23 protein-coding genes are annotated in these 22,818 nt (G+C 58.4%); 16 read left to right on the top strand and 7 right to left on the bottom strand.

The window, feature by feature from the left end; all coding sequences use genetic code 11:
- Positions 1–64: 64 nt before the first annotated feature.
- From ARC85_RS07070 to ARC85_RS07030, 9 genes are all read left to right on the top strand, one after another.
- Complete coding sequence (locus ARC85_RS07070) at positions 65–1,114, top strand: ABC transporter permease (protein WP_011783995.1); 1,050 nt, start codon at positions 65–67, stop codon at positions 1,112–1,114.
- Positions 1,111–2,043 (top strand): ABC transporter permease, encoded by a 933-nt coding sequence (locus ARC85_RS07065; protein ID WP_011783996.1) that lies wholly within the window; start codon positions 1,111–1,113, stop codon positions 2,041–2,043. Before ARC85_RS07070 ends, ARC85_RS07065 begins: the two co-directional genes overlap by 4 nt.
- Before the next feature lie 4 nt (positions 2,044–2,047).
- Positions 2,048–3,046 (top strand): ABC transporter ATP-binding protein, encoded by a 999-nt coding sequence (locus ARC85_RS07060; RefSeq protein ID WP_278351177.1) that lies wholly within the window; start codon positions 2,048–2,050, stop codon positions 3,044–3,046.
- Positions 3,043–4,053, top strand: a complete 1,011-nt coding sequence (locus ARC85_RS07055; protein ID WP_113879518.1) for an ABC transporter ATP-binding protein — start codon at positions 3,043–3,045, stop codon at positions 4,051–4,053. Before ARC85_RS07060 ends, ARC85_RS07055 begins: the two co-directional genes overlap by 4 nt.
- A 75-nt stretch (positions 4,054–4,128) precedes the next feature.
- Complete coding sequence (locus ARC85_RS07050; RefSeq protein WP_273031250.1) at positions 4,129–4,914, top strand: LysR family transcriptional regulator; 786 nt, start codon at positions 4,129–4,131, stop codon at positions 4,912–4,914.
- 1 nt (position 4,915) lies between these two features.
- Positions 4,916–6,205: a Xaa-Pro dipeptidase gene (gene pepQ, locus ARC85_RS07045; protein ID WP_286714585.1), complete on the top strand. Its 1,290-nt coding sequence runs from the start codon at positions 4,916–4,918 to the stop codon at positions 6,203–6,205.
- A gap of 99 nt (positions 6,206–6,304) precedes the next feature.
- Positions 6,305–6,511, top strand: a complete 207-nt coding sequence (locus ARC85_RS07040; protein ID WP_011784001.1) for a bacterioferritin-associated ferredoxin — start codon at positions 6,305–6,307, stop codon at positions 6,509–6,511.
- Between the two features lie 116 nt (positions 6,512–6,627).
- Positions 6,628–7,104, top strand: a complete 477-nt coding sequence (gene bfr, locus ARC85_RS07035; protein WP_014420324.1) for a bacterioferritin — start codon at positions 6,628–6,630, stop codon at positions 7,102–7,104.
- A 179-nt stretch (positions 7,105–7,283) separates the two neighbouring features.
- Complete coding sequence (locus ARC85_RS07030; RefSeq protein ID WP_286714584.1) at positions 7,284–8,636, top strand: phosphohexomutase domain-containing protein; 1,353 nt, start codon at positions 7,284–7,286, stop codon at positions 8,634–8,636.
- Positions 8,637–8,894: 258 nt separating this feature from the next.
- Here ARC85_RS07030 and ARC85_RS07025 read toward each other — a convergent pair whose 3' ends face one another.
- Positions 8,895–9,992: a phospholipase A gene (locus ARC85_RS07025; RefSeq protein ID WP_286714583.1), complete on the bottom strand. Its 1,098-nt coding sequence runs from the start codon at positions 9,990–9,992 to the stop codon at positions 8,895–8,897.
- Positions 9,993–10,001: 9 nt separating this feature from the next.
- Entirely contained in the window at positions 10,002–10,343 is a 342-nt protein-coding gene (locus ARC85_RS07020) for a hypothetical protein (protein WP_286714582.1), read from the bottom strand.
- A 197-nt stretch (positions 10,344–10,540) separates the two neighbouring features.
- On the opposite strand from ARC85_RS07020, the gene ARC85_RS07015 reads away from it, so the two are divergent.
- Positions 10,541–10,954 carry a c-type cytochrome gene (locus ARC85_RS07015; protein WP_286714581.1) on the top strand — a complete coding sequence of 138 codons (414 nt, stop codon included), beginning with the start codon at positions 10,541–10,543 and terminating at the stop codon, positions 10,952–10,954.
- A gap of 60 nt (positions 10,955–11,014) precedes the next feature.
- Here the strand turns inward: ARC85_RS07015 and rep are convergent, their stop codons facing one another.
- Entirely contained in the window at positions 11,015–13,033 is a 2,019-nt protein-coding gene (gene rep, locus ARC85_RS07010; protein ID WP_011784007.1) for a DNA helicase Rep, read from the bottom strand.
- 146 nt (positions 13,034–13,179) lie between these two features.
- Between rep and ARC85_RS07005 the strand changes: the two genes are divergently transcribed.
- The 4 genes from ARC85_RS07005 (at position 13,180) to rmf (ending at position 19,239) form a co-directional block, all read left to right on the top strand.
- Positions 13,180–14,913 (top strand): GGDEF/EAL domain-containing response regulator, encoded by a 1,734-nt coding sequence (locus tag ARC85_RS07005; RefSeq protein WP_286714580.1) that lies wholly within the window; start codon positions 13,180–13,182, stop codon positions 14,911–14,913.
- 52 nt (positions 14,914–14,965) lie between these two features.
- Entirely contained in the window at positions 14,966–17,290 is a 2,325-nt protein-coding gene (locus ARC85_RS07000) for a Tex family protein (RefSeq protein WP_022992109.1), read from the top strand.
- Positions 17,291–17,355: 65 nt separating this feature from the next.
- On the top strand, positions 17,356–18,912 hold the full coding sequence (gshA, locus tag ARC85_RS06995) for a glutamate--cysteine ligase (RefSeq protein ID WP_278351183.1): 1,557 nt from the start codon (positions 17,356–17,358) through the stop codon (positions 18,910–18,912).
- A 111-nt stretch (positions 18,913–19,023) separates the two neighbouring features.
- A complete protein-coding gene (rmf, locus tag ARC85_RS06990) occupies positions 19,024–19,239 on the top strand; it encodes a ribosome modulation factor (RefSeq protein ID WP_011784011.1) in 216 nt (71 codons plus the stop codon).
- A 30-nt stretch (positions 19,240–19,269) separates the two neighbouring features.
- Here the strand turns inward: rmf and ARC85_RS06985 are convergent, their stop codons facing one another.
- On the bottom strand, positions 19,270–19,725 hold the full coding sequence (locus tag ARC85_RS06985) for a flagellar basal body-associated FliL family protein (RefSeq protein WP_011784012.1): 456 nt from the start codon (positions 19,723–19,725) through the stop codon (positions 19,270–19,272).
- Positions 19,726–19,827: 102 nt separating this feature from the next.
- On the opposite strand from ARC85_RS06985, the gene ARC85_RS06980 reads away from it, so the two are divergent.
- Together ARC85_RS06980 and ARC85_RS06975 are read left to right on the top strand one after the other, a co-directional pair.
- On the top strand, positions 19,828–20,334 hold the full coding sequence (locus tag ARC85_RS06980; protein ID WP_011784013.1) for a disulfide bond formation protein B: 507 nt from the start codon (positions 19,828–19,830) through the stop codon (positions 20,332–20,334).
- Positions 20,335–20,439: 105 nt separating this feature from the next.
- Entirely contained in the window at positions 20,440–20,919 is a 480-nt protein-coding gene (locus ARC85_RS06975; protein WP_014420335.1) for an Rsd/AlgQ family anti-sigma factor, read from the top strand.
- A gap of 93 nt (positions 20,920–21,012) precedes the next feature.
- Here the strand turns inward: ARC85_RS06975 and bamJ are convergent, their stop codons facing one another.
- The 3 genes from bamJ to ARC85_RS06960 all read right to left on the bottom strand — a co-directional run bounded on the left by bamJ (position 21,013) and on the right by ARC85_RS06960 (position 22,794).
- On the bottom strand, positions 21,013–21,744 hold the full coding sequence (bamJ, locus tag ARC85_RS06970; RefSeq protein ID WP_022992112.1) for a BamJ family beta-barrel-assembly machinery protein: 732 nt from the start codon (positions 21,742–21,744) through the stop codon (positions 21,013–21,015).
- A 136-nt stretch (positions 21,745–21,880) separates the two neighbouring features.
- Entirely contained in the window at positions 21,881–22,261 is a 381-nt protein-coding gene (locus ARC85_RS06965) for a DUF4124 domain-containing protein (RefSeq protein WP_023011771.1), read from the bottom strand.
- Positions 22,252–22,794 carry a DUF2390 domain-containing protein gene (locus tag ARC85_RS06960; protein ID WP_286714579.1) on the bottom strand — a complete coding sequence of 181 codons (543 nt, stop codon included), beginning with the start codon at positions 22,792–22,794 and terminating at the stop codon, positions 22,252–22,254. Before ARC85_RS06960 ends, ARC85_RS06965 begins: the two co-directional genes overlap by 10 nt.
- Between the last annotated feature and the right edge of the window lie 24 nt (positions 22,795–22,818).

Genomic DNA, 22,818 nt, shown 5'->3' with positions numbered 1-22,818 from the left:
AGACCCAACCTCTCTCCCGGTGCGGGAGAGAGGCTTTCACGTATTCATCAACGGTAAATCCTTCATGCTAGCGTTTTTGGTTCAGCGGATATCCCAGGCGCTGCTGGTCATGTTTGTGATCAGCATCATCGCCTTTGCCATTCAGGATGGCCTCGGGGACCCGCTTCAGGAAATGGTGGGCATGTCCGTCTCTGCCGAAGAGCGGGAAGCCATTCGTGAGGAGCTGGGGCTGAACGACCCCTTCCTGGTCCAGTACCTGCGGTTTGCGGGTAATGCCATACAGGGCGACCTGGGCAATTCCTATTTTTACAGCAAGCCGGCGCTGGAAGTGATTGCCGAACATCTGCCAGCCACCCTGGAGCTGGTGATCGGCGCCAGTCTGATCATCATCTTCCTGTCGGTACCCATTGGCGTGTACGCCGCCATCCGGCCCCAGGCCTGGCTGTCCAAATTCTTCATGGGCGTGAGTACGGTCGGTATTTCCATACCGGTGTTTCTCACGGCCATTGTTCTGATTCAGTTGTTCTCCATTGGTGTGACGGTCAACTGGTTTCCGGCCGATACCGGTTGGGGCCAGTGGCTCAACGATTTCTTTACCACCGAAGGTGGGCTGCCGTCCTATGGCCGTGGTGATGACCTGGTGCACTTGTTCGGCACCTGGGAATCCGGCCTGTTTACGAGCGAAGGCCTGGCCCATCTGGTGCTGCCCTGCGTGTCGCTGGCGTCCATCATGCTGCCTCTGTTTATCCGCCTGATCCGGGCGGAGATGATGGAAGTTCTGCAAAGCGATTACATCCGCTATGCCCGGGCCAAGGGTTTGAGCGCGGGCCGTATCAATTTCCTGCATGCCCTGAAGAACACCATGCTGCCGGTGATTACCGTGGGTGGCGTACAGATCGGCATTATGGTGGCCTACACCATCCTGACCGAGACGGTGTTTCAGTGGCCGGGTCTGGGCCTGATGTTCCTGGAGGCCATCACCCGCAGCGATATTCCCCTGATTGTGGCTTACCTGATGGTAGTGGGCCTGATCTTTGTGGTGACCAACACACTGGTGGACCTGATCTACGGACTGGTCAATCCCACCGTCAAACTGACAGGTAAGAAAGCATGACAACGGCAACGGTTTCCCGCTGGGACCGCTTCCGCGAGTCCTTTTTCTGGTACAGCTTCAAACGCGACAAGGTAGCGATTGCGAGCTTTCTGGTGCTGCTGGCCATGGTGCTGGCGGCGGTGTTTGCGCCCTGGCTGGCGCCCGCCGATCCCTATGATCTGGCGCAGATCAACATCATGAACTCCGAGCTTCCACCGGTGGGCCTGGACGGCGCTGATCCCGCGTTCCCGCTGGGAACGGATGCCCAGGGCCGGGATCTGCTCTCCACCATACTTTACGGCACCCGGGTGTCGCTGATGATTGGCTTTGGTGCCGTGGTGTTGCAGGCGGCGCTGGGTATCCTGTTTGGCCTGCTGGCCGGCTATCTGGGCGGTAAGGTTGATGCCATCCTGATGCGCATTGCCGACGTGCAGCTGTCGTTCTCTACCCTGATGGTGGCGATCATTGTCGGCGCGGTGTTCAAGGCCAGTTTTGGCAACCTGATGTTCGGTGAGATTGCCATCTACATGCTGATCTTCATCATCGGCGTGGCGGAATGGCCGCAGATTGCCCGTACCGTGCGGGCCTCGGTGCTGGCGGAGAAGAAAAAGGAGTATGTGGACGCGGCCAAGGTGATGGGGTTCGGTACGCCACGCATCATGTTCCGGCACATCCTGCCCAATACCCTGTCGCCCATTTTTGTGATTGCCACGGTACAGATTGCCAATGCCATTATCTCCGAAGCGGCGCTGTCGTTCCTCGGCCTTGGCATGCCGGAAACCCAGCCGTCACTGGGTTCGTTGATCAAATCCGGTTTTGACTACATCCAGAGCGGTTCCTGGTGGATCACCCTGATCCCCGGCCTGGTGCTGGTGGTGCTCGTGCTGGTCATCAATCTGTTGGGTGACTGGTTGCGGGATGTGATGAACCCACGGCTGTATAAGGGGTAACACCATGGCACTGTTGGAAGTGAAAAACCTGGATGTACGTTTCGCGGTGCGCGGTGGCGATCTGACCGCCCTGCGTCGTATTAGTTTCAGCCTGGACAAGGGCGAGCGGCTGGGCCTGGTGGGTGAATCCGGTGCCGGCAAATCAGTGGCGGCCTTCTCTATCCTGAACCTGATTGCCAAGCCCGGTTATATCGCCGGTGGCCAGATTCTGTTTGAAGGCAAAGATCTGGCCGCCATGAGCGAGCGGGAGCTGCGCAAAATCCGTGGCAACCGCATCGCCATGATTTTCCAGGATCCGATGATGACCCTGAACCCGGTGCTCACCATCGGCACCCAGATGGTGGAGGCGATCCTGGCACACCGGAAGATCAGCAAGAAAGAGGCGAGGGCCATTGCTCTGGATCGCCTGCAGAAAGTGCAGATTCCCTCGCCGGAAAAGCGGCTGGACCAGTATCCCCATGAATTGTCGGGGGGCATGCGCCAGCGAGTGATCATTGCCATCGCCCTGCTGTTGGACCCGGAAATCATTATTGCCGATGAGCCCACGACCGCCCTGGATGTGACCATCCAGGCCGAGATCATGGACCTGCTGCTGAACCTGTGTGAGCAGGAAAACGTGGCGCTGATGCTGATTACCCACGATCTGGGTGTGGTCTCGCAGGTGACCCAGCGCATGCTGGTCATGTACTCCGGCCGGACCATCGAACAGGGCCCGACCCGGGAAATCATCAACGATGCCCAGCATCCCTACACCCAGGGGCTGATCAACGCGCTGCCCCAGATGGGTGAACCGGGAGCGCGGCTGTTCCAGATACCGGGCTCCATGCCATCCCTGAAGAATGTGCCTTCGGGTTGCCCGTTCCATCCCCGCTGCAACTTCGCCACCGACCAGTGCAAGCGCGCCATGCCGGAATATGTGCGTTCCGGCAACGTTGATGTCGCCTGTTACGAAGTTGCCAACCTGATTGAGCAGGAGAAACGCATGCAGGAGGCCGAATCATGACCTCCCCTCTGGTAAGTATCCGCGGTCTGGAAAAACGTTTTGACCTCTCTGGCAGCTTCCTTGAACAGCTCCGGTTTGAAGGTGGGCGTTTGCGCCGCAAACAGGAAGCGGTGCACGCCATCAACGGTGTGAACCTGGAGGTGCAGAAGGGCGAGGCCCTGTGTGTGGTCGGCGAGTCCGGTTGTGGCAAATCCACCGTCGCCCGCACCGTAATGGGGTTGCTCTCGCCGAGCGCCGGAGAGATCCACTATGGCGGCCAGCGGATTGATAATCTGGAAGGTAAGGCTGCGCTGCCCTACCGCCGCAAGATGCAGATGATCTTCCAGAATCCCTATGCCTCCCTGAACCCGCGAATGACGATTCAGCAGACCCTGGAAGAGCCGATCCGGTTCCACCATCCGGACTGGTCACCGGTTCAGGTACGGGACAAGATTCACGAAGTCATGCATTCGGTGGGTATCGACCCGGACTGGGGCAGTCGCTTTGGCCACGAGTTTTCCGGTGGTCAGCGCCAACGGATTGCCATTGCCCGCGCCCTGGCGGTGGACCCTGAATTTATCGTTGCCGATGAGCCCATCTCGGCCCTGGATGTGTCTATCCAGGCCCAGGTGCTGAATCTGTTGATGGATGCCCAGGAAAGCCGCGGTCTGACCTACCTGTTCATTACCCACGATCTCGCGGTGGTAGAACACTTCGGTACCCGGGTGGCCGTCATGTACCTGGGCCGGGTGTGTGAGCTGGCAGACACCAAAACCCTGTTCGCCACGCCCCGGCATCCCTATACCCAGGCGTTGCTGTCGGCCATCCCGAAACTCGAGGATGACCGGCCCAATCACATTCGCCTTCAGGGCGAGGTGCCCACGCCGGTGAATCTGCCCTCGGGGTGCGTGTTCCACGGTCGCTGCCCCTATGCCAATGAGCGTTGCCGGCAGGAAGTTCCACAGCTGATCGCCACCGACGGCGGGGCGCAGGTGGCCTGTCACGCCGTTGAGGAAGGGCGTTTGTAACAGCCGGGCGCGCATAGGCTATCATGCCTGCAGCAACGTACCGGTTGTGATCATTGCCAAACCTCAGGGGTTCCCATGGAAATACGCTGGCTGGAAGACTTTCTGGCGCTTGCCCGCACGCGCCACTTCTCACGGGCTGCCGAACAGCAGCACGTGAGCCAGCCTACGTTCAGCCGGCGCATCAAGCTGCTGGAGGAATCCATGGGCACCACCCTGATCAATCGGCAGACTCTGCCATTGTCCCTGACCCCGGCCGGAGAAGTGTTTCAGGAACTGTGTGAACGCATCACCCGGGATGTCCGGGACACCCGGGACCGGATAGCCGCTCTGGATGCGGAAGCGTCTGCCCGCATCAGCGTTGGTTCTACCCAGGGGCTGTTTTCGCATTTCTATCAGGGTTGGGCGACGGAGATGGGCATTGCCGAGCGCCTGACCGGTGACAAGTTCCATTGGCAGACCATCGGCCAGGAGACGCTGGTACCGGTAAGTATCGCCAACGAACAGGGCGAGCCCCGTTACCGGTTGCCGGGCACCGATGAACAGCCTGTGCCTCTGATTGCCTACCACAGTCGTGGTTTTTTGCAGTCGGCTATCGACGGGCATCTGCAACGCGGCAAGCTGCCGGCGAATCTTTTGCCACTGAACGAGAATACCCAGTCCGCGAGCATCAAGGCCCTGGTGAAACAGGGCTTCGGCATGGGCTGGTTGCCCAAGCGGATGACGGAAAAAAGCGAACAGTTCGGGCGCCTGGTACGGGCTGGTGATGAGCGCTGGGACGTGCCGCTGGAAATACGTTTGATCCGCCTGAGTGACGCCCGCTCAGACGACATACTGAATCTCTGGAAACAACTGGAAACCTGATATGCCAAATCACGACATCCTCGACCTGCAGCCTGCCCACATCCGTGAGCTGCAGAACCGGTACGAACGGGCCATGGCTGATCACGGTTATGACAGCCTGCTGATTGCCTCGGGCGCGGCGCCCTACCGGTATCGGGATGATCAGGCCTATGTATTTCAGGGCTTCGGCCCGTTTTTGCACTGGACCGGGCTGGCTGGCCAGGAGCACAGCTGGCTGTTGGTTCGGCCCGGCCAGAAACCGGTGCTCTGGCTATACCAGCCGGTGGACTTCTGGCACGCCAACCCGGTGATGGCTGAAGAACCCTGGCTAGAGGTTGTAGACGTGCGCAGCCGGCAGCAATCTGGCGCCCCGGAGCTCGATAGCCCGGGGCGGCTGGTGGTAATCGGTGATCCGCTGGTGCTGGATGGCGTGCCGGGAGATCATAACCCGGCGGCACTGGTGGCAGCCGTGGAAGAAGCCCGCGTGCGCAAAACTCCTTACGAAATTGAATGCCTGGCACACGCTAACCGGATCGCCCTGGCTGGTCACAGGGCGGCCAGAGAGGCGTTTCTGGCCGGCGACAGCGAATTCGGTATCAGTCTCGCCTACCAGCAGGCCACCGGCCAGCGGGAAGTGGAGGCACCCTATCACAGCATCATCGGTTTGAACGAACATGCCGGCACACTGCACTACCAGTACTACGACCTGCAGCCACCCCGCCGGCCCCGCAGTCTGCTGATTGATGCCGGGGTGCGCTACCGTGGCTACTGTTCAGATATAACCCGCACCACCGCCGGGCCGGATGAGCCGAGATTCACCGCGCTGGTTCACGGGCTGGAGAAACTGCAGCTGCGGCTGTGCGAGATGGTGTCGCCCGGCGTGGACTACGTGGACATTCACCGCAAGGCTCACCTGGGCATTGCGGCCCTGCTGTCAGCTTCGGGGCTGGTGTCCGGTTTAGCGGATGAAGCCATGGTGGAGCAGGGCATTACCCGGGCGTTCTTTCCCCATGGCATAGGGCATTTTCTGGGCATTCAGGTGCACGATGTCGCCGGCAAACCGACGCCGTCCCCGGAAGATGCGCCGTTCCTGCGCCTGACCCGCACCCTGGAAGCCGGCATGGTGGTCACCATCGAGCCGGGGCTCTATTTTATTCCGTCGCTGCTGGACCCTTTGCTGAACGGGCCTGAAGCCCAGTATCTGAACCGGGCGCTGATTGATGAACTGAAGAGCTGTGGTGGAATCCGGATTGAAGATAATGTGGTGGTCACAGCGGCCGGGGCCCGGAACTTAACGCGAGAATGCGAATAGTCACTTTTTACTACAAAAACTGACTGCAAAAGGGTTGCAATCCTGTTTGTTAATAACAATAATTATCACTAACTTTAGTGCTGTTAGTGAGAGCGCCCTATGTACGTTTGCCTGTGTTACGGGGTAACAGACAGAGAAATCCGCGAAGCCGCTGAAAGCGGTGTCAGTTCCATGCGCCAGCTCGGCAAGGAACTTGGCGTCGGCCGTCAGTGTGGTCGTTGCGCCTGCACTGCCCGGGAAATTCTGAAAGAGTCCCGGTCACCGGATTATATGGCGCTCGCCAACATGCTGGCGCAACCCGCCTGACCAGGCGGGCCTGTCCACATATTGCAATTGCACCTCTTTCACATCCGTGATTTTTTATTGCCGTTAAACCGACTATCCTTGTGAGTTAACGCTTTCGCGACACAAGGAATCCGGTTATGAAAGGCGACAAAAAAGTCATCCAGCATCTGAACAAGGTCCTCGCCAACGAGCTGACGGCCATTAACCAGTACTTCCTGCATTCGAGAATGTACAAAGACTGGGGTATCACCAAGCTCGCGGCGAAAGAATACGAAGAATCCATCGATGAAATGAAACACGCCGATCAGCTGATCGAGCGAATTCTCTTCCTTGAGGGCCTGCCAAATCTGCAGGATCTGAACAAATTGCTGATTGGCGAGAATGTTCAGGAAATGATCGAGTGCGATCTCAAGCTCGAGCACACCGCGCATACAGACCTGAAAGAAGCCATCATCTACTGCGAGCAGGTTCAGGACTTTACCAGCCGTGAACTGTTCCGGAGCATCCTCGACAGCGAGGAAGAACACATCGACTGGCTCGAAACCCAGCTGGAAATGATTTCCCAGATGGGCATCCAGAACTATATCCAGCTGCAGTCCGCGGCTGCTGAGTAAACTCCCCGGCTTTCCGGCCACCGGCGCACTCTGCGGGCCGGTGGCGCGCTCTCTCACTCTGTTCCCCCTGCCTTTTTCCGGGTGCTTCCCCGATTGCCTGTCGAAACAGGTAGAATAGTCGCCCAGATCGGCCAGATATTCTGGCCCAACGCGGTTAATAAACCACTCCGGAGACTGAAATGGACCTGTCCTGCTTCAAAGCCTACGACCTGCGTGGCCGAGTACCTGACCAGCTAAACCCAATCCTGGCTGAGAAAATCGGCCGCGCCTACGTTGAAATCACCGGCGCCAAAAAAGTCATCGTCGGTTACGACATCCGGCTGTCCAGCCCTGAAATAGCAGAAGCGTTGAGCTCCGGCCTGATGGCGGCCGGCGCCGATGTGTTTGATATTGGCCTGTGCGGCACCGAACAGGTGTACTTTGCCACCAGTCACTACCAGATGGACGGCGGTATCATGGTGACGGCCAGCCACAACCCCAAAGACCACAACGGCATGAAAATGGTGGGCCCGGAATCCCGGCCGATCAGTTCGGACAACGGCCTGAACGACATCCGGGACCGGGTGCTGGAGCCGTTCTCTGACGCCGCAGAGCAGGGCAAATACGAAACCCTGGAAGTAATGAGCGCGTACGTTGACCATCTGCTGGGCTATATTGATGCTGGCTCACTGAAGCCCATGACCATCGTCTGCAATGCCGGCAACGGTGGTGCTGGCCTGGTGATCGACAAACTGGAACAGCATCTGCCGTTCGACTTCATCAAGGTTCATCACGAAGCCGATGGTCACTTCCCGAATGGTGTGCCCAACCCGATCCTGCCGGAAAACCGCTCCGCGACTGCCGATGCCGTGCTCCAGAATGGCGCCGCCATGGGCATCGCCTGGGACGGCGACTACGACCGCTGCTTCTTCTTCGACGAAACCGGCCGCTTCATCGAAGGCTACTACATCGTCGGCCTGCTGGCGGACCAGTTCCTGCGCAAGACCGGTGGTGGCAAAGTCATTCACGATCCCCGCCTGACCTGGAACACCCTGGATCTGGTCGAAGCTGCTGGCGGCGAAGCCATCGAAAGCAAGACTGGCCACGCCTTCATCAAACAGAGAATGCGCGACGAAGACGCCGTTTATGGTGGCGAAATGAGCGCCCACCACTACTTCCGCGACTTCGCCTACTGCGACAGCGGCATGATCCCCTGGCTGCTGGTGGCCGAACGCCTGTGCCAGAGCGGCCAGACCCTGTCATCCCTGATCGACGCCCGCATCGAAGCCTACCCGGCCAGCGGTGAAATCAACCGCACCATCAGCGCCCCCCCGAAAGTTATCGCCGCCATCGAAGCCAAGTACGGCGTGGGCGCGAAATCCGTCAGCCATGTTGACGGCCTGAGCGTGGAATTCGACAACTGGCGCTTCAACCTGCGCATGTCCAACACCGAACCGGTGGTTCGCCTGAATGTTGAGGCCCGTGGAGATAAAGCGTTGATGGAAGCGAAAACCGAAGAACTACTGGCGGAAATGGAGCGTTTGAACGCCTAACCCCTGAAACCCCGAACTGAGTTTGGGGACAAGTGGGGTGGAGGGCCTCCGGAAACTGTGCGGAGCCAGGGATGGCGGAGCTCAAGCGCCCCAGGGGTTTGGCCGAGCGCCTATGAAGCAAAGCTTCATGCGACAGCCGAACGACCACAATCTATGATTGTGGGCCGGACCCCGCAGGGGGGCCGAAGGAGCGTGTTTACGGAGGCCCTCCACCCCACTTGGCCTTGCACCAAAGTCAGAGCATGTTGGAAGATATTACTAAAGCCAGTCATTCAGCATAATGCCAAACCCGACCCGCTCAATCCGCTCGTTATAGTCAATCAGGCTCTCCCCATACCCGTTGTAATACTGGAAGAACCCTTTAAGCGTATCCCCCATCGGAAAACTGTACCCGAACTCCACCGACGTCCGGTTATCCGACCGCAGATTGTTCATCAGCTTCAAAGAAAACGTCCTGTCTTCCGTCAGCTTATAAACCGCATGATAACTGGCGTGGCCCAGATAGCTCTCGATATCCTCGTTGTCATCATTGCTGCTGTTTTCCGGCAGCCGGTACCAGGGTTTCACCATAAACAGCCAGCGATCGTAGCTGTAACCCACTGAACCCATAATCCGGTTCCAGCTCCGGGACCGGGGGTCAGACTGCCCGTTTGACTGGTGATTAAAGCCTACCGACACCGCACTCAGCGTTCCGGGGCCGAGATCCCAGTTCAGGGCATGTCGGAAAAATAGCTCCGGCTCGTAGTTGGTTTCCCGGAAAGGCGCTGACTCATCCTGATTGTAGACCTGCCAGAAGGATTTCTGAGTGTAGCCAAACCAGAAGGTTGTGCGGTCGTCGAAAATGCCGGTCAGCAACGGAACCTTGAAGCTGATCTGGTATTTGGCTTCCTCGTTTTCCAGGTTGTAATCATAATCAATAGCCCCCAGTCGCGGGCTTGAGGGCAAGGCATTGGGGTCGTCCACCCAGGTAATCGGCAGAATGTAATTGGGCCGATGGGTCACGAAACTGCCGGTAAACGAAAAGATGGCCCGCTCGGCAGAAAGATAGTTATCCACCAGCGCGGCCATCACTCCCTCATCCGGGTCATCTTCCAGGGCATTACCCACGATCTTCTCCCGGGTTTTCTTGTCGGCCACCAGCTCCTCTGCATCCGCTTCGGCCTTTTCCAGCTGTTCCTCGCTGGCTTGCTTACGCTCGGCCTGAGGATTGTACTTGGAGTCATAGCAGGCCAGTCGCTGTACGCCGTCCTTGATCAGGGCGCAGTTAACATCGGGTTCCTCTGGCCGATCCTGGGCGACAGCCAGATTGGCTGTGCTCAACAGAATCAGGGGTAGCAGCTTGAGGCTGGGGGGCATGGGCGCTCCTTATTGGCCGGTACTCAGGCTTATCCAGGTGTTGGCAATACCGTAAATCCAGACCCCAAGCAGGGTGAGGGTCAGCAGGGCAAAAATCACACGATGGCGGGTGCGGCGCTGGTCACTCACCGAGGCTACCCAGCGCAGATACATCAATCCGATAAAACTCAGAAAGACGCCCAGGCTGGCAAGCGCCGGAATCAGCAGCCAGCCGGCCGAGAGCGGGGCGCTGTCTGTTGACTGGTTACTGAACCAGGCCATTGAGATCAGCAGTACCGCCAGGCTGGAAAATTCCAGAATCAGTAAGGCTTTTCGGCGCTTGTCCGGGGTCGTCTGTTGCTGTTGGTTCATAAGGCGACTCTGGGTTGGAATGAATGAACGCTATGGTAACCGGAATCGATGGCAAAGGAGCTACAACCTACGAAACTGTCATTAAAATGGTTGAAATCAAATTCTGATTTTGCTCTCTGGTTTTTTTGCGGGGGCTCAATCGCTATAATGCGGCGACCGAAAGATTATAACGCTCAAATGCGAGGTGCATTGTGAAGATGAAGAGAGTCCTGGCTGTTGTTCTGCTTGGTTTTGGCCTGGCCGCCGGCGCTGCAGTGGCAAGTGTTGAAGACGAAATCCGCGAGCGCATCAAGCCGGTGGGTGAGGTGTGTCTGCAGGGTGAAGAGTGTGGCGAGGCTGCTGCACCTGCTGAGACAGCCAGCTCTGGCCCGCGTTCTGGCAGTGAAGTCTACGACGCCGTATGTATGGCGTGTCATACCACCGGTGCTGCCGGCGCTCCGGTCATCGGCGATACCGCTGCCTGGGCTCCGCGTATTGAGAAGGGTATCGATACCCTGATTGACCACGCCATCAACGGCTTCAACGCCATGCCTGCCAAAGGTGGCTGCGCCAACTGCCCGGATGAGGAAATTACCGCTGCCGTTGAGCATATGGTTGAGCAGAGCCAGTAATCGGCCTGTAATGACCTGACAAGCCCCGCCCCGTGCGGGGCTTGTTGTTTCTACTTGTTTCTACAGACCAAGATCGCCAATCAGGGCGCTGAGAGTCGCCTTGCCCTTTTTCTGGTTCGCTTCTTTGTCCTGGTCGCCCAGTCCCTCCCATTTCACATCCTCTTCCGGCAACTCATCCAGAAAGCGGCTGGGAATGGTCTCCAGTTTTTCCCCGTACTGTTTTCGGGAGGCCGCGTAAGTCAGCGCCAGGGTTTCCCGGGCCCGGGTAATGCCCACGTACATCAGGCGGCGCTCTTCCTCAATGTTGCCTTCCTCGATGCTGCTGCGGTGCGGCAGAATCTCTTCCTCCAGGCCCATAATGAACACATGGGGAAACTCCAGCCCCTTGGAAGCGTGCAGAGTCAGCAACTGAACCTTGTCGCTGTCGTCTTCCTCTTCCCGTTGCTCCATCATATCGCGCAGTACCAGCTTGGCGATGGCGTCCTCAATGCCGATTTCGTCGGCGGTGCCCTTGCCGTCGTCCAGCATGCGCTGGATCGACTCCACCAGGTACCAGATGTTCTCCATCCGGCGTTCGGCCTGTTTCGGGCTACCGGAATGCTGGTGCAGCCACTCTTCGTACTCGATGTCTGTGAATAACTGTTTGATGACCGGGATCGGGTCTTCCGAGAACAGGCGCTCGCAGGTTTTGTCGACCCAGTGGGCGAACCGTCTCAGTCGGTCCAGACCTTTCTCGGTGACGTGGGTTTCCGCCCCCATATCCCCCAGGGCCTTGAACAGGCTGACATTGCGCGAGCGGGCATAGTGACTGAGCTGTTCCAGCGTGCGCGGGCCAATCTCCCGGCGCGGCACGTTCACCACCCGCAGGAAGGCCGCATCGTCGTCCGGGTTGATCATCAGCCGCAGGTACGACATCGCATCCTTGATCTCGTTCTTGGAGAAAAACGACTGACCACCGGAGATGCGGTAGGGAATCTGGTAGGCCTGTAGCTTCATTTCCAGCAGCCGGGCCTGGTGGTTGCCCCGGTAAAGGACCGCGAAGTCCCTGAAGTCGAGGCCGTTCTTCAACTTCTGGTCGAGGATTTCGGTGGCCACCCGCTCGGTTTCCGCGTCTTCGTTGCGGCAGCGGATGATGCGGATTTCCTCGCCGATGGTGTGGTCACTCCAAAGGGCCTTCTCGAACACGTGGGGGTTGTTGGCAATCACCGTGTTGGCGCAGCGCAGGATGCGGCTGGTGGAGCGGTAGTTCTGCTCCAGCTTGACGATTTTCAGGCTCGGGAAGTCGTCCTTCAACTGGGCCAGGTTCTCCGGACGGGCGCCGCGCCAGGCGTAGATGGACTGGTCATCATCACCCACCACGGTAAACGCTGCGCGTTCGGCCACCAGCTGTTTCACCAGCTCGTACTGGCACACGTTGGTGTCCTGGTACTCATCCACCAGCATGTAGCGGATTTTCCGGCGCCACTTGGCCAGCACCTCCGGGTTGTCCCGGAACAGCTGCACCGGCAGCAGGATCAGGTCGTCAAAATCCACCGCGTTGTAGGCTTTCAGGTATTCGTTGTAGTGCTTGTAGACGATGGCAATGCGCTGCTCACGCTCGTCTGCCGCCTTGCTGTAGGCCTCCGCGGGGCTGCGCATGGCATTCTTCCAGGACGAGATGGTCATCTGCACATCGTTCAGCTCGTCGCCGGCCTCGGCGCTGGCTTCGCGCATCATCAGATCCTGCAGCAGCGCCTTGGCATCTTCGGCGTCGAAAATGGAGAAGCCTGGGTGGTAGCCCAGGTGGGTGTGCTCCTCCCGGATCATGTTCAGGCCAAGATTGTGAAATGTTGATACGATCAGGCCCCGGGTTTTGCCCCGGTCGACAATGCGGCCCACGCGCTCTTTCATCTCCCGGGCGGCTTTGTTGGTAAAGGTGACGGCGGCAATGTGTCGCCCCGGGATGCCCAGTTCCTCAATCAGATAGGCAATCTTGCGGGTAATCACGCTGGTTTTGCCGCTGCCGGCACCGGCCAGCACCAGCAGGGGGCCGTCGGCGTAGCGTACCGCTTCATGTTGTCTGGGATTGAGCTTGTTCACAGTGTTGGTGCCAAAGGGGAACGGGGCATGGGTTTTTAGCGTCTGGCTATTCTACACCAGGCCGGCATGCTGTACCTTGCCGATCTATCAGCTATTCTTTCTGTAATGGACTACGCTGTTCTGTACCGACATATGGATCTCGCCAGATGACACTGCCCATCGACACCAGGCCTGATTGTTTGCGCCTTCTGGTGCTGACACCGGAATATGCCGATTATCTCTGGTTCAGCGCCATGCTCGCGGATGATCCCGAAATCTGCAGCGATGCCACCTGGTGCCCGGATCTGGTGGACTGTGATGATCTGATTTCCAATGCCAGCTTTGATGTGATCGTCTGGGACTGCGTGTTCCATGGCGGTTCGGAAGCCTCATTTCTGCAATATCTGTCGGTATCCAGTGAGGATAAGCCCATCCTCGCCATGAGTGCCGAATCCTGCGGGGAAAAAGCCAGGGATCTGGTTGAAAATGGTGCGTCGGATTATCTGAGCCGCCGCGACCTGGACCCGTGGAATTTCCGTCGCTCTATCAAATGCCTGTGGTATCGCTCCCAGCTTACGCAATCGGCAAATGGCCAGCTCGGCCGCGAAGTGGCCACCGGGTTTATCAACCGGGATCTGTTCTTCGATCGGTTACAGCAGGCCTTGTTGAGGGCAGAGCGGGCGAATCATCGCCTGGCCCTGTTGCACCTGAATATCGATGATTTCCGTAACATCAACGAATCCTTTGGTTACCAGAAAAGCGATCATTTAATGCTGCGGCTGGCCGAGCGGCTGAGGCAGAAGCTGCGACGGGTGGATTCGTTGATGCGCATCGGTGGTGATGAGCTGGCCATCATAGTCGAGAAGGTGGAAGACTCGCTGGATGTTACCCAGATCATCCGCAAGGTGGTCTCGGCACTGGATGAGCCGGTGACGGTGGATGGCCAGAATGTGGTGGTCAGTGCCAGCCTGGGCGTGGCCACCTATCCGGAGGCCGGTGACAGCCCGGAAGAGCTGCTCCGCCGGGCCAACCGGGCGATGTTCGAGGCCAAACGCGATCCGGGGACCAGTTACCGGTTTTACGACCGGCAGCTGCACATTTCCGCTGGCTATCAGCTCAGGCTCGAAGCCGACCTTCGCAATGCCCTGAGGGGCAAGGAACTGGAGCTGTATTATCAGCCGCGGATTGACCTGGCGACCGAGGAGGTGCGCGGGGTTGAGTGCCTGTTACGCTGGAATCATCCGGAGCGCGGCCTGGTGGGCCCCGACGAGTTTATCCCGGTGGCCGAGCGCAGTGGCCTGATTGTGCCCATCGGCTACTGGGTCATCGAACAGGCCTGCAAGCGCTTGCAGGAGTCTACTGAGCTGGGTTTCCCCGGGCTGGTATTTGCGGTCAACCTGTCGTTCCGGCAGTTCCATGATCGCAAGATGACCGAAACCATCTTCCGTATCATCTTCAATGCCAACGTCGATACCAGCCTGCTGGAACTGGAGCTGACCGAAAGTGCCATGATGCACGATCCGGAATACGCCCAGCGCTGCCTGCGGGAACTCAACCAGCTGGGTATCAGTTTTGCGCTGGACGATTTTGGCACCGGTTTCTCCTCCCTGAGTAATCTTCAACACCTGCCGATCTCGCTGGTGAAGATCGACAAGTCCTTTGTCCAGGAACTGGGCCAGTCTGCCGATGCCGAGCACATTATCCGGGCCATTATCAGTCTCGCCCACAGCCTGCAGATCAGCGTGGTGGCCGAAGGGGTGGAAACCGAAGGCCAGCTGGAATTCCTGCGCCAGCAACACTGCGACGAAATCCAGGGCTACTATTACGCCCGCCCGATGCCCTGGAACGATCTGGTGCAATTCATGAACCGCCAGAACCAGTCCGCTTGCCTGCAGAAGTAAGCCGCTGTACCTTTGCGCATTAATTCCGAATGCGATACCAGATCGAGGCAGCATGAACAGTATTTCCCGGCGCATTGCCGAAGAGCTCGGCGTACGTGAACAGCAGGTTAATGCCACCGTTACCCTTCTTGATGAAGGCGCTACCGTTCCCTTTATTGCACGCTACCGAAAAGAAGTAACGGGTTCCCTGGACGACAGCCAGCTGCGGACTCTGGAAGAGCGGTTGCGCTATCTGCGTGAGCTGGAAGACCGCCGGGGCACCATCCTCAACAGCATTGAGGAACAGGGCAAGCTGACCGACGAGCTGCGGGCCTCCATCGAAGCTGCCGACACCAAGAACCGCCTGGAAGACCTTTACCTGCCCTACAAACCCAAGCGCCGCACCAAGGCGCAGATTGCCCGGGAAGCAGGCTTGGAGCCGCTGGCCGATACCCTCTACGACGATCCCACCCAGGATCCGGAAACCGTCGCTGCCGGTTACCTCAATCCGGAAGCCGGCGTTGAGGATGTCAAAGCCGCTCTGGACGGTGCCCGCTACATTCTGATGGAGCGTTTTGCCGAAGATGCCGAGCTGCTTGGTGCCCTGCGCGATTTCGTCTGGCAGGAAGGCCAGCTGAAAGTCACTGTGGTGGAAGGCAAGGAAAACGAAGGCGCCAAGTTCCGGGATTACTTCGACCACGTTGAACCGCTGAGAAAAGTTCCGTCGCACCGGGCGCTGGCCATTCTTCGGGGCCGCAATGAGGGCATTCTGGCCTATTCGATTGTTATGGGCGATGCTGAGGAGGATCGCCGTCAGCCCCATCCCGCCGAGCAGCGAATTGCCGCCCACTGGCGCATTCGGGATAACGGCCGGGCCGCCGACAAATGGTTGTCGGATGTGGTGCGCTGGACCTGGCGCGTGAAGTTGTCGACACAGATTGAAACCGATCTGATCGCCCAGGTGCGTGAAGCGGCTGAAACCGAAGCCATCAACGTTTTTGCTGCCAACCTGAAAGATCTGCTCCTGCTCGCTCCGGCAGGTCCGCGGCCAACGCTGGGGCTCGATCCCGGCCTGCGTACCGGGGTCAAGGTGGCGGTAATCGACGGCACCGGCCAGGTAGTGGATCACGGCGCCATTTTTCCCCATGCGCCCCAGAACAAATGGGATCAGTCCATTGCCCAGATGGCAGCCTGGTGTCAGAAGTACAAAATTGAACTGGTGGCTATCGGCAACGGTACCGCCTCCCGGGAAACCGAGAAACTGGTGGGCGACCTCTGCAAACGTTACCCCGAACTGAAGCTGGCCCGCATTGTGGTGAATGAGTCCGGGGCATCAATCTATTCCGCCTCGGAATTTGCCTCCCGGGAACTGCCGGATCTGGATGTCACCATCCGTGGTGCGGTGTCCATTGCCCGCCGTTTGCAGGATCCGCTGGCCGAGCTGGTGAAAATCGAGCCCAAGTCTATCGGCGTGGGGCAGTACCAGCACGATGTGTCCCAGGTACAGCTGTCCCGTAGCCTGGATGCGGTCGTTGAGGACTGTGTAAACGGCGTGGGCGTGGATCTGAATACCGCGTCGGTACCGCTGCTCACCCGGGTGTCTGGCCTGAATCCGAGCATTGCCCAGAACATCGTGGATTTCCGGAACCAGAACGGCAAGTTCACCAGTCGCAAACAGCTGCTGAAGGTGTCTCGATTGGGTGATCGCACCTTTGAACAGGCTGCGGGCTTCCTGCGTATCGCCGGGGGCGAAAACCCTCTGGACCGGTCATCCGTGCATCCGGAAGCCTACGGTGTGGTTGAGGCCATTGCTGAGCGAAATGGCAAGAGGGTGGAGGATATCCTTGGCGATTCCGCGTTCCTGCGCAGTCTTAACCCACAGGACTACGTAACCGAGCAGTTCGGCCTGCCGACCATCAAGGACATTATCTCCGAGCTGGAAAAACCGGGCCGGGACCCGCGACCGGAATTCCGCTTTGCCCATTTCGAGGAAGGGGTGGAAACCCTCAACGACCTCAAACCCGGTATGGTGCTGGAGGGCTCGGTAACCAACGTCACCAACTTCGGTGCCTTTGTGGATATCGGCGTTCACCAGGATGGCCTGGTGCACATCTCGGCCTTGTCCCATACTTTCGTGAAAGATCCGAGAGAAGTGGTCAAGGCCGGTGACATCGTCAAGGTCAAAGTGATGGAAGTGGACATTCCCCGTAAGCGGATTGGCCTGTCCATGCGTATGGATGACCAGCCGGGGGCGGACAACAAGCCAGCCCGGGGCGCAGACCGGAACTCTGGCCGCAGTGCAGGGCGCAAACCTCAGGCCGGCCAGGGCGCACCTCAAGGTGCCATGGCTGGCGCTCTGGCCCAGGCTATGGCCTCTGCCCGTAAGAACGGCCGTTAACCCCTTCCACTGATTCACAGCCGTTACGTCTCACAAGGGCGTAACGGCTGCAACAGGAGCTCAACATGGCACAATCCCGCCACTCCCTGTTCCAACAGTTTGCCGCCAGTGACTGGGACGGTTTCCTCAAAGGGGTCGAAAAGGAAGGCCTGCGCGTCGATGCCAATGGCTTCATTGCCCAGACACCACATCCGGAAGCCCTGGGCTCCGCACTGACCCACCCCCGTATCACGACCGACTACTCGGAAGCCCTGCTGGAACTGATCACGCCGGTCTTCGACAATACTGAAGCTATGCTGGCCTCGTTGCGGGATATACATCGGTTCGTCCAGCAGAACCTGGATAACGAAGTGTTCTGGGCCGCGAGCATGCCCTGCGAGATTGACGGCGATGCCAGCATTCCCATTGCCGAGTACGGCAGCTCCAACACTGGCCGGCTCAAGCATGTGTATCGTCAGGGTCTGGCGGTGCGTTATGGCCGGATTATGCAGAGTATTGCCGGCGCCCATTACAATCTTTCCCTGCCGGACAGTTTCTGGCGCAAATGGCAGGAACTGGTGGGCAACAAGGATAGCCTCAGGGATTTCAAATCAGACCAGTACTTCTGGCTGATCCGGAATTTCCGCCGCCGCAGCTGGTTGCTGATGCTGCTGTTTGGCGCCTCGCCGGCACTGGATGCCAGTTTTGTGGCCGGCGTCCGGCACGACCTGGCACGGTTCGATGATCGCACCTGGTTTGGCCAGCACGCCACGTCTCTGCGCATGGGGGATCTGGGTTACCACAACAATGCCCAGGCCTCGCTGAATATCTGCTTCAATGAGCTGAGCACTTATACCCGGACACTGGATCGCGCCATCCACACCAACTGGCCAGCGTATGAAGCCATTGGCACCCGGCGCAATGGCGAGTTTGTCCAGATCAATACCAATGTGCTTCAGATTGAGAACGAGTACTACAGCGCGGTACGTCCCAAGCGCACCACCGAGCGGGGTGAAAAGCCGATCCAGGCTCTGGATGCCCGGGGTGTGGAATACATTGAGGTGCGTTGTCTGGACCTGGATCCGTTCTCGCCGGTGGGCGTGAACCGCGAGCAGATCGATTTCCTCGACCTGTTCCTGCTGGATTGCCTGCTCACCGATTCTCCCCGTATTGAAGACGATGAGTGCGAACGGCTTGATGACAATTACAAGGACGTCGTCGCCAGCGGTCGCCTGCATTCACTCAGTCTGTGCCGGGGTGGACAGCGTGTGCCTGTGGGCGAGGCCGCCATTGAATGGCTGGAGCGCTTGCAGCCCCTAGCAGAGCTGCTGGATGGCTGGAATCATAGCGATACCTACAGGTCGGCGCTGGCGGCTCAACGGTCGAAACTCGAGGGCAATGATTGGGCGGTGCCTTCCGCCCGAGTGCTTGAGGCCATGGGGCAGTCAGGCCTGGGCCATCGCGACTGGGTACAGGCGATATCCCGTGAACACCAGCAAACCCTGAATTCGGAGCCACTGGCACCGGAGGTGCTGGCGGACTTCCGTGCCATGAGTGCGCAGTCCCTGGTCGAGCAGAAAGAGCAGGAAGCTGCGGACAGTCAGCCATTTCCGGAGTTTCTGGAGGCCTACCTGAAATCCTGACGCCGCTTGCGTCACGTCCGGAAAGGGACGTGACGCACAGAACCGGCTGTCCGGTTTGCTGGATCTGTTACCTGCTGTTACTTTCTATTACATCAGGTAAGGAGGTGGCCCATGGCAACGGATATCAAGCTCGGCTGGGATGTAGAAGCATTGAACAAGGCCTACCGGCAGGGATACATGGCCGGAGAGATGGGCATGGACAAAACCCGCTGTCCATACCGTGGTGAGGTCATTATTGCCGCCTGGGAAGCCGGTTGGGATGATGCCGGTCAGGCCCGGAAACAGCGCCCGCAACAGGATGATGATCTGTTCTCACGCATCGCCTGATCCGGTGCCACCGCCCGGTGGATGCGGCAACTAGCGCTGAACCACAAACTCGGTAAACAGCACTCCGGTAATGGTCTCACCGGTTTGCTGCTCCTCCAGCACTCCGTTTATCCGTTTGGTTGCTTCTTCCCGCAGCGCCTGCTGGCCGTCCATGGAAGACAATTGGTCAAGATCCGTCTGCTCACCAAACAGCATCACCAGTTCGTGCCGTAATCTGGGCATGTGCGCTTCTACCGCCGGCCGGGTGGTTTCGCGGGAGGCCCGAATGGTTACGGAGGCTTTGAGATAGGCCACTTTCGCATCCGGTTTGCCGACATGGGTGACGAATGCCGGTTCCATGGCGATATAGTCGGTTACCCCCTTCACTTCGGTTTCTTCATCAGCTTCCTCGGCCATGGTGGGCAGGGAAGGCATCAGTGCGCACAGGGTCAGTAACAGGGCCGGCGTCAGTTTTCTGAGAATGGTCATAGGCTTGGCGTTAGTCATGGGTTAGGATTGGTTCAGTGTTTCATGGCACGCTGGTTTTTCTCTGAGAATATCAGGCCATGGAAGCTTGTGCAGTCCACATCATGATTCCGGGGTAGCGTTTTGACAAGCAGATGGATATTCGGGTTGGTATTTCTGGTGTGCGCCGGGTTGCTGGCGGTGGCCTTTTACATGGAGCACGTGATGGGTCTGGAGCCTTGCCCGTTGTGCTGGTTGCAGCGTTTCGGATTTATGGGTGCGGGGCTGGTCAGTCTGTTGGCGTTTCTGCACGGACCCCGCGGGTTCGGCAACCGGGTCTACGGGCTGTTACTGATTGTTGCCGCTGGCGCTGGTCTGGCGGTGGCGGGGCGTCAGCTATGGTTACAGAGTCTGCCGGCGGACCAGGTGCCTGCCTGTGGCCCTTCGGTTGATTACATGCTCGAGGTACTACCCTGGTTTGAAGTGCTGCAAACCGCATTGAAAGGCACTGGTGATTGCGCCGAAGTGGTCTGGCGTTTTCTCGGTCTGAGTATCCCCGGATGGACCGCGGTCTTTTTCAGCCTGCTGATTGTGCTGGGGCTGTTTGTGATGCTGCGACGCTATTCTCCCCGGGACTGGTTGCAGAGCTGAAACAGTTGCGGCTGACCATGACCATGGGGTAACTTGAATCCAACATAATAATTATCAAGACTAGATCCAGAGAGCTGGCGGATTGACCGAGGGGAGACAGGCGTCATGTTGGAGAATTGCCGGAATGCCAGGGAACGTTGGGGTGGTGTCAGCGAGCTGATTGATCGCTGGCTGAAAGAGCGCCAGGAGCTTCTGGTTCAGTATTGCGAGTTGTCTGGAGAAAGCGATTTTTCCCAGACTGATGCCCTCCGCGAAAAATTTGTCCGCCTGTGCGAAGTGCTGGTGGATTATGTTTCGGCCGGTCACTTTGAAGTCTACGAACAGCTGATTCAGGAGGCCCGTGAGTTCAACGACGGCGGCCTCGAACTGGCAGCAAAGCTCTATCCCCGGATCGAGCAAACCACGGAAGTGGCATTGAACTTTAATGATCGTCTGGATGGCCGGGAGCTGTCCGAGGTCGACGTCAGGGAATTGTTCAACGAGCTGTCACGGCTTGGAGAAGTGCTGGAGTCGCGCTTTGAGATGGAAGATTTCCTGATTGAGAATCTGCATAACGCCCATGCGGGCAAGGTGGCTTCGGCCTGATTGCCTCTACCCGGAACCGCATTACCCGCAATAAAAAACCGGCCCCAGAAATGGCGCCGGTTTTTTATTGCCTGCCGGAGTGCTGGCCAGAGCTTATTCGTCTGAACCAGCGTCGTCCTGCCCCGGATTCACGGCGATCAGCTCGACATCAAATACCAGGGTCTCGTTGGGGCCAATAGCCTGGTTGCCGCCCGGGCCGTAGGCCAGGTCAGACGGGATATAAAGCTTGTAACGAGCACCTTCGCTCATCAGCTGCAGGCCTTCTGTCCAGCCAGGAATCACCTGGTTCAGGCCAAAGGTCACGGTTTGCCCGCGCTCACGGGAGCTGTCGAATACCTCACCGTTGATCAGTTCGCCGGTGTAGTGGACTTCCACCTGATCTTCGGCGGTTGGGCGCTCACCGTTACCTTCTTCAATCACTTCGTACTGGAGACCGGATTCTGTGGTCTCAACGCCTTCACGTTCGGCGTTTTCTGCCAGGAAAGCCTCGCCGGCATCCTTGTTCTTCTGCGCGAGTTCTTCCAGTTGCTGCTCCTGCTTTTGCTGGAGCTCCTGCTGGTAGGCCATCAGCGCTTCCTGGATCTGCTCGCGGGTCAGTCGCTTGCTGTCTTCGTCACCGGCATGGCCATGCTGGATGCCCTGAAGGAACTGGTCCATCTGGAGATCCGGCAAGTCATTGCTCATGCGCTCACCCAGCACCAATCCCATGCCATAGCTGACTTTCTCAGGGGTGGTTTCAAGGGCCGGGTCGTTTGCCGGCTCCTGGGCTGTTGAGCAACCGGCAATCAGGCCGGTAACGGCGATAGCCAAAAGCGTTTTCTTCATCATTTCATCCTTTTCACGTGTTTCTGGGCTCTCTGGCCCTGGATTCTGAAAGTCAACAAGGTAACGGGTTCAGCAGCAGGATGCCACTGAACATGTGTTAATCAGAGACTCATTTCGCGGCAATGCCCAGCCCGTGTCAGGAACCGCTGGCGGGTGAGCCATTGAGCGAATAGGGGGCCTGGTAGGGGGACTGCCAGTCATCTTCCGGGCTGATGGTCTGCGGCTTCCGGGGCACCGGGTCTGGGCGCTCAATGGCCAGGGCATTCCAGGGGCCCTGGGCCGGCGGCTGATCGGCATAGTGCCAGTTGCCATCGGTGTCCTGCCACTTGAAAACGATATCCGGGCCTTCGGTGGGAATCGGCGATGGCAGCAATCCCTCAAAGGAGGGAATCGTCGTCGCCTGCTCGGTTTTCACCGGTTCAGAGACCTGGTCGGGATCGCCGAGGCCGAAGAAAATCAGCAGCAGCAGAAGGCCGAGCGCCGGAAACGAAAGCCGGATCAGCCATTTCATGAACATGATGGGCCGCCTCTGGTGGTCTGGCCTGCAAGCCGGCTGGCCAGAAGTTCAAGATGAGATTTTACCCGCGTGGGAATGTTGTCGGACGGCGCGGCAGCGACAAGATTCTGCCCGATGATGGTGCCTGATTTCTGCATGTTTCCGCGCTCCGCTTCGGATACTTTCAACGTTTGCCAGATCAGAGCCAGCTCCAGCTGTTCGGCCAGCAACTCTGCCTTGGCCAGAGTGTCCCGCAGCTCCACGCCATGATCATTGGCTCGGGGAACAGACTTGCGGGCGGAGCGAAGGCAACCGGTTACACGGCTTCGCCACTCTGTTACCTTAGCGTCCTCAACGCCAGAGAACGACTGACCCTGCGTGGCGAGCCAGCCGGCACAGAGGATGCGACTTACGCTCCATCCCTCGGATTGCAGCTCAAGACAGGCCTCAGCCACCTGCGGATCCTGCCATTGGGCTAGGGCATAACGCCATAACGGATTGTCTGGTTCCATGTGTTCTGGAAGTTCCAGCGGCTCCGCTTGTTGAACGGTCATGTTGGCGCTTCCCTGGCAGTAATC

This window comes from Marinobacter sp. tcs-11 (assembly GCF_002049515.1).
Classification (GTDB): Bacteria; Pseudomonadota; Gammaproteobacteria; order Pseudomonadales; family Oleiphilaceae; genus Marinobacter; species Marinobacter nauticus.
The sequence above is the reverse complement of the archived record's forward strand: the minus strand, read 5'-3'. Positions and strand labels throughout refer to the sequence as shown.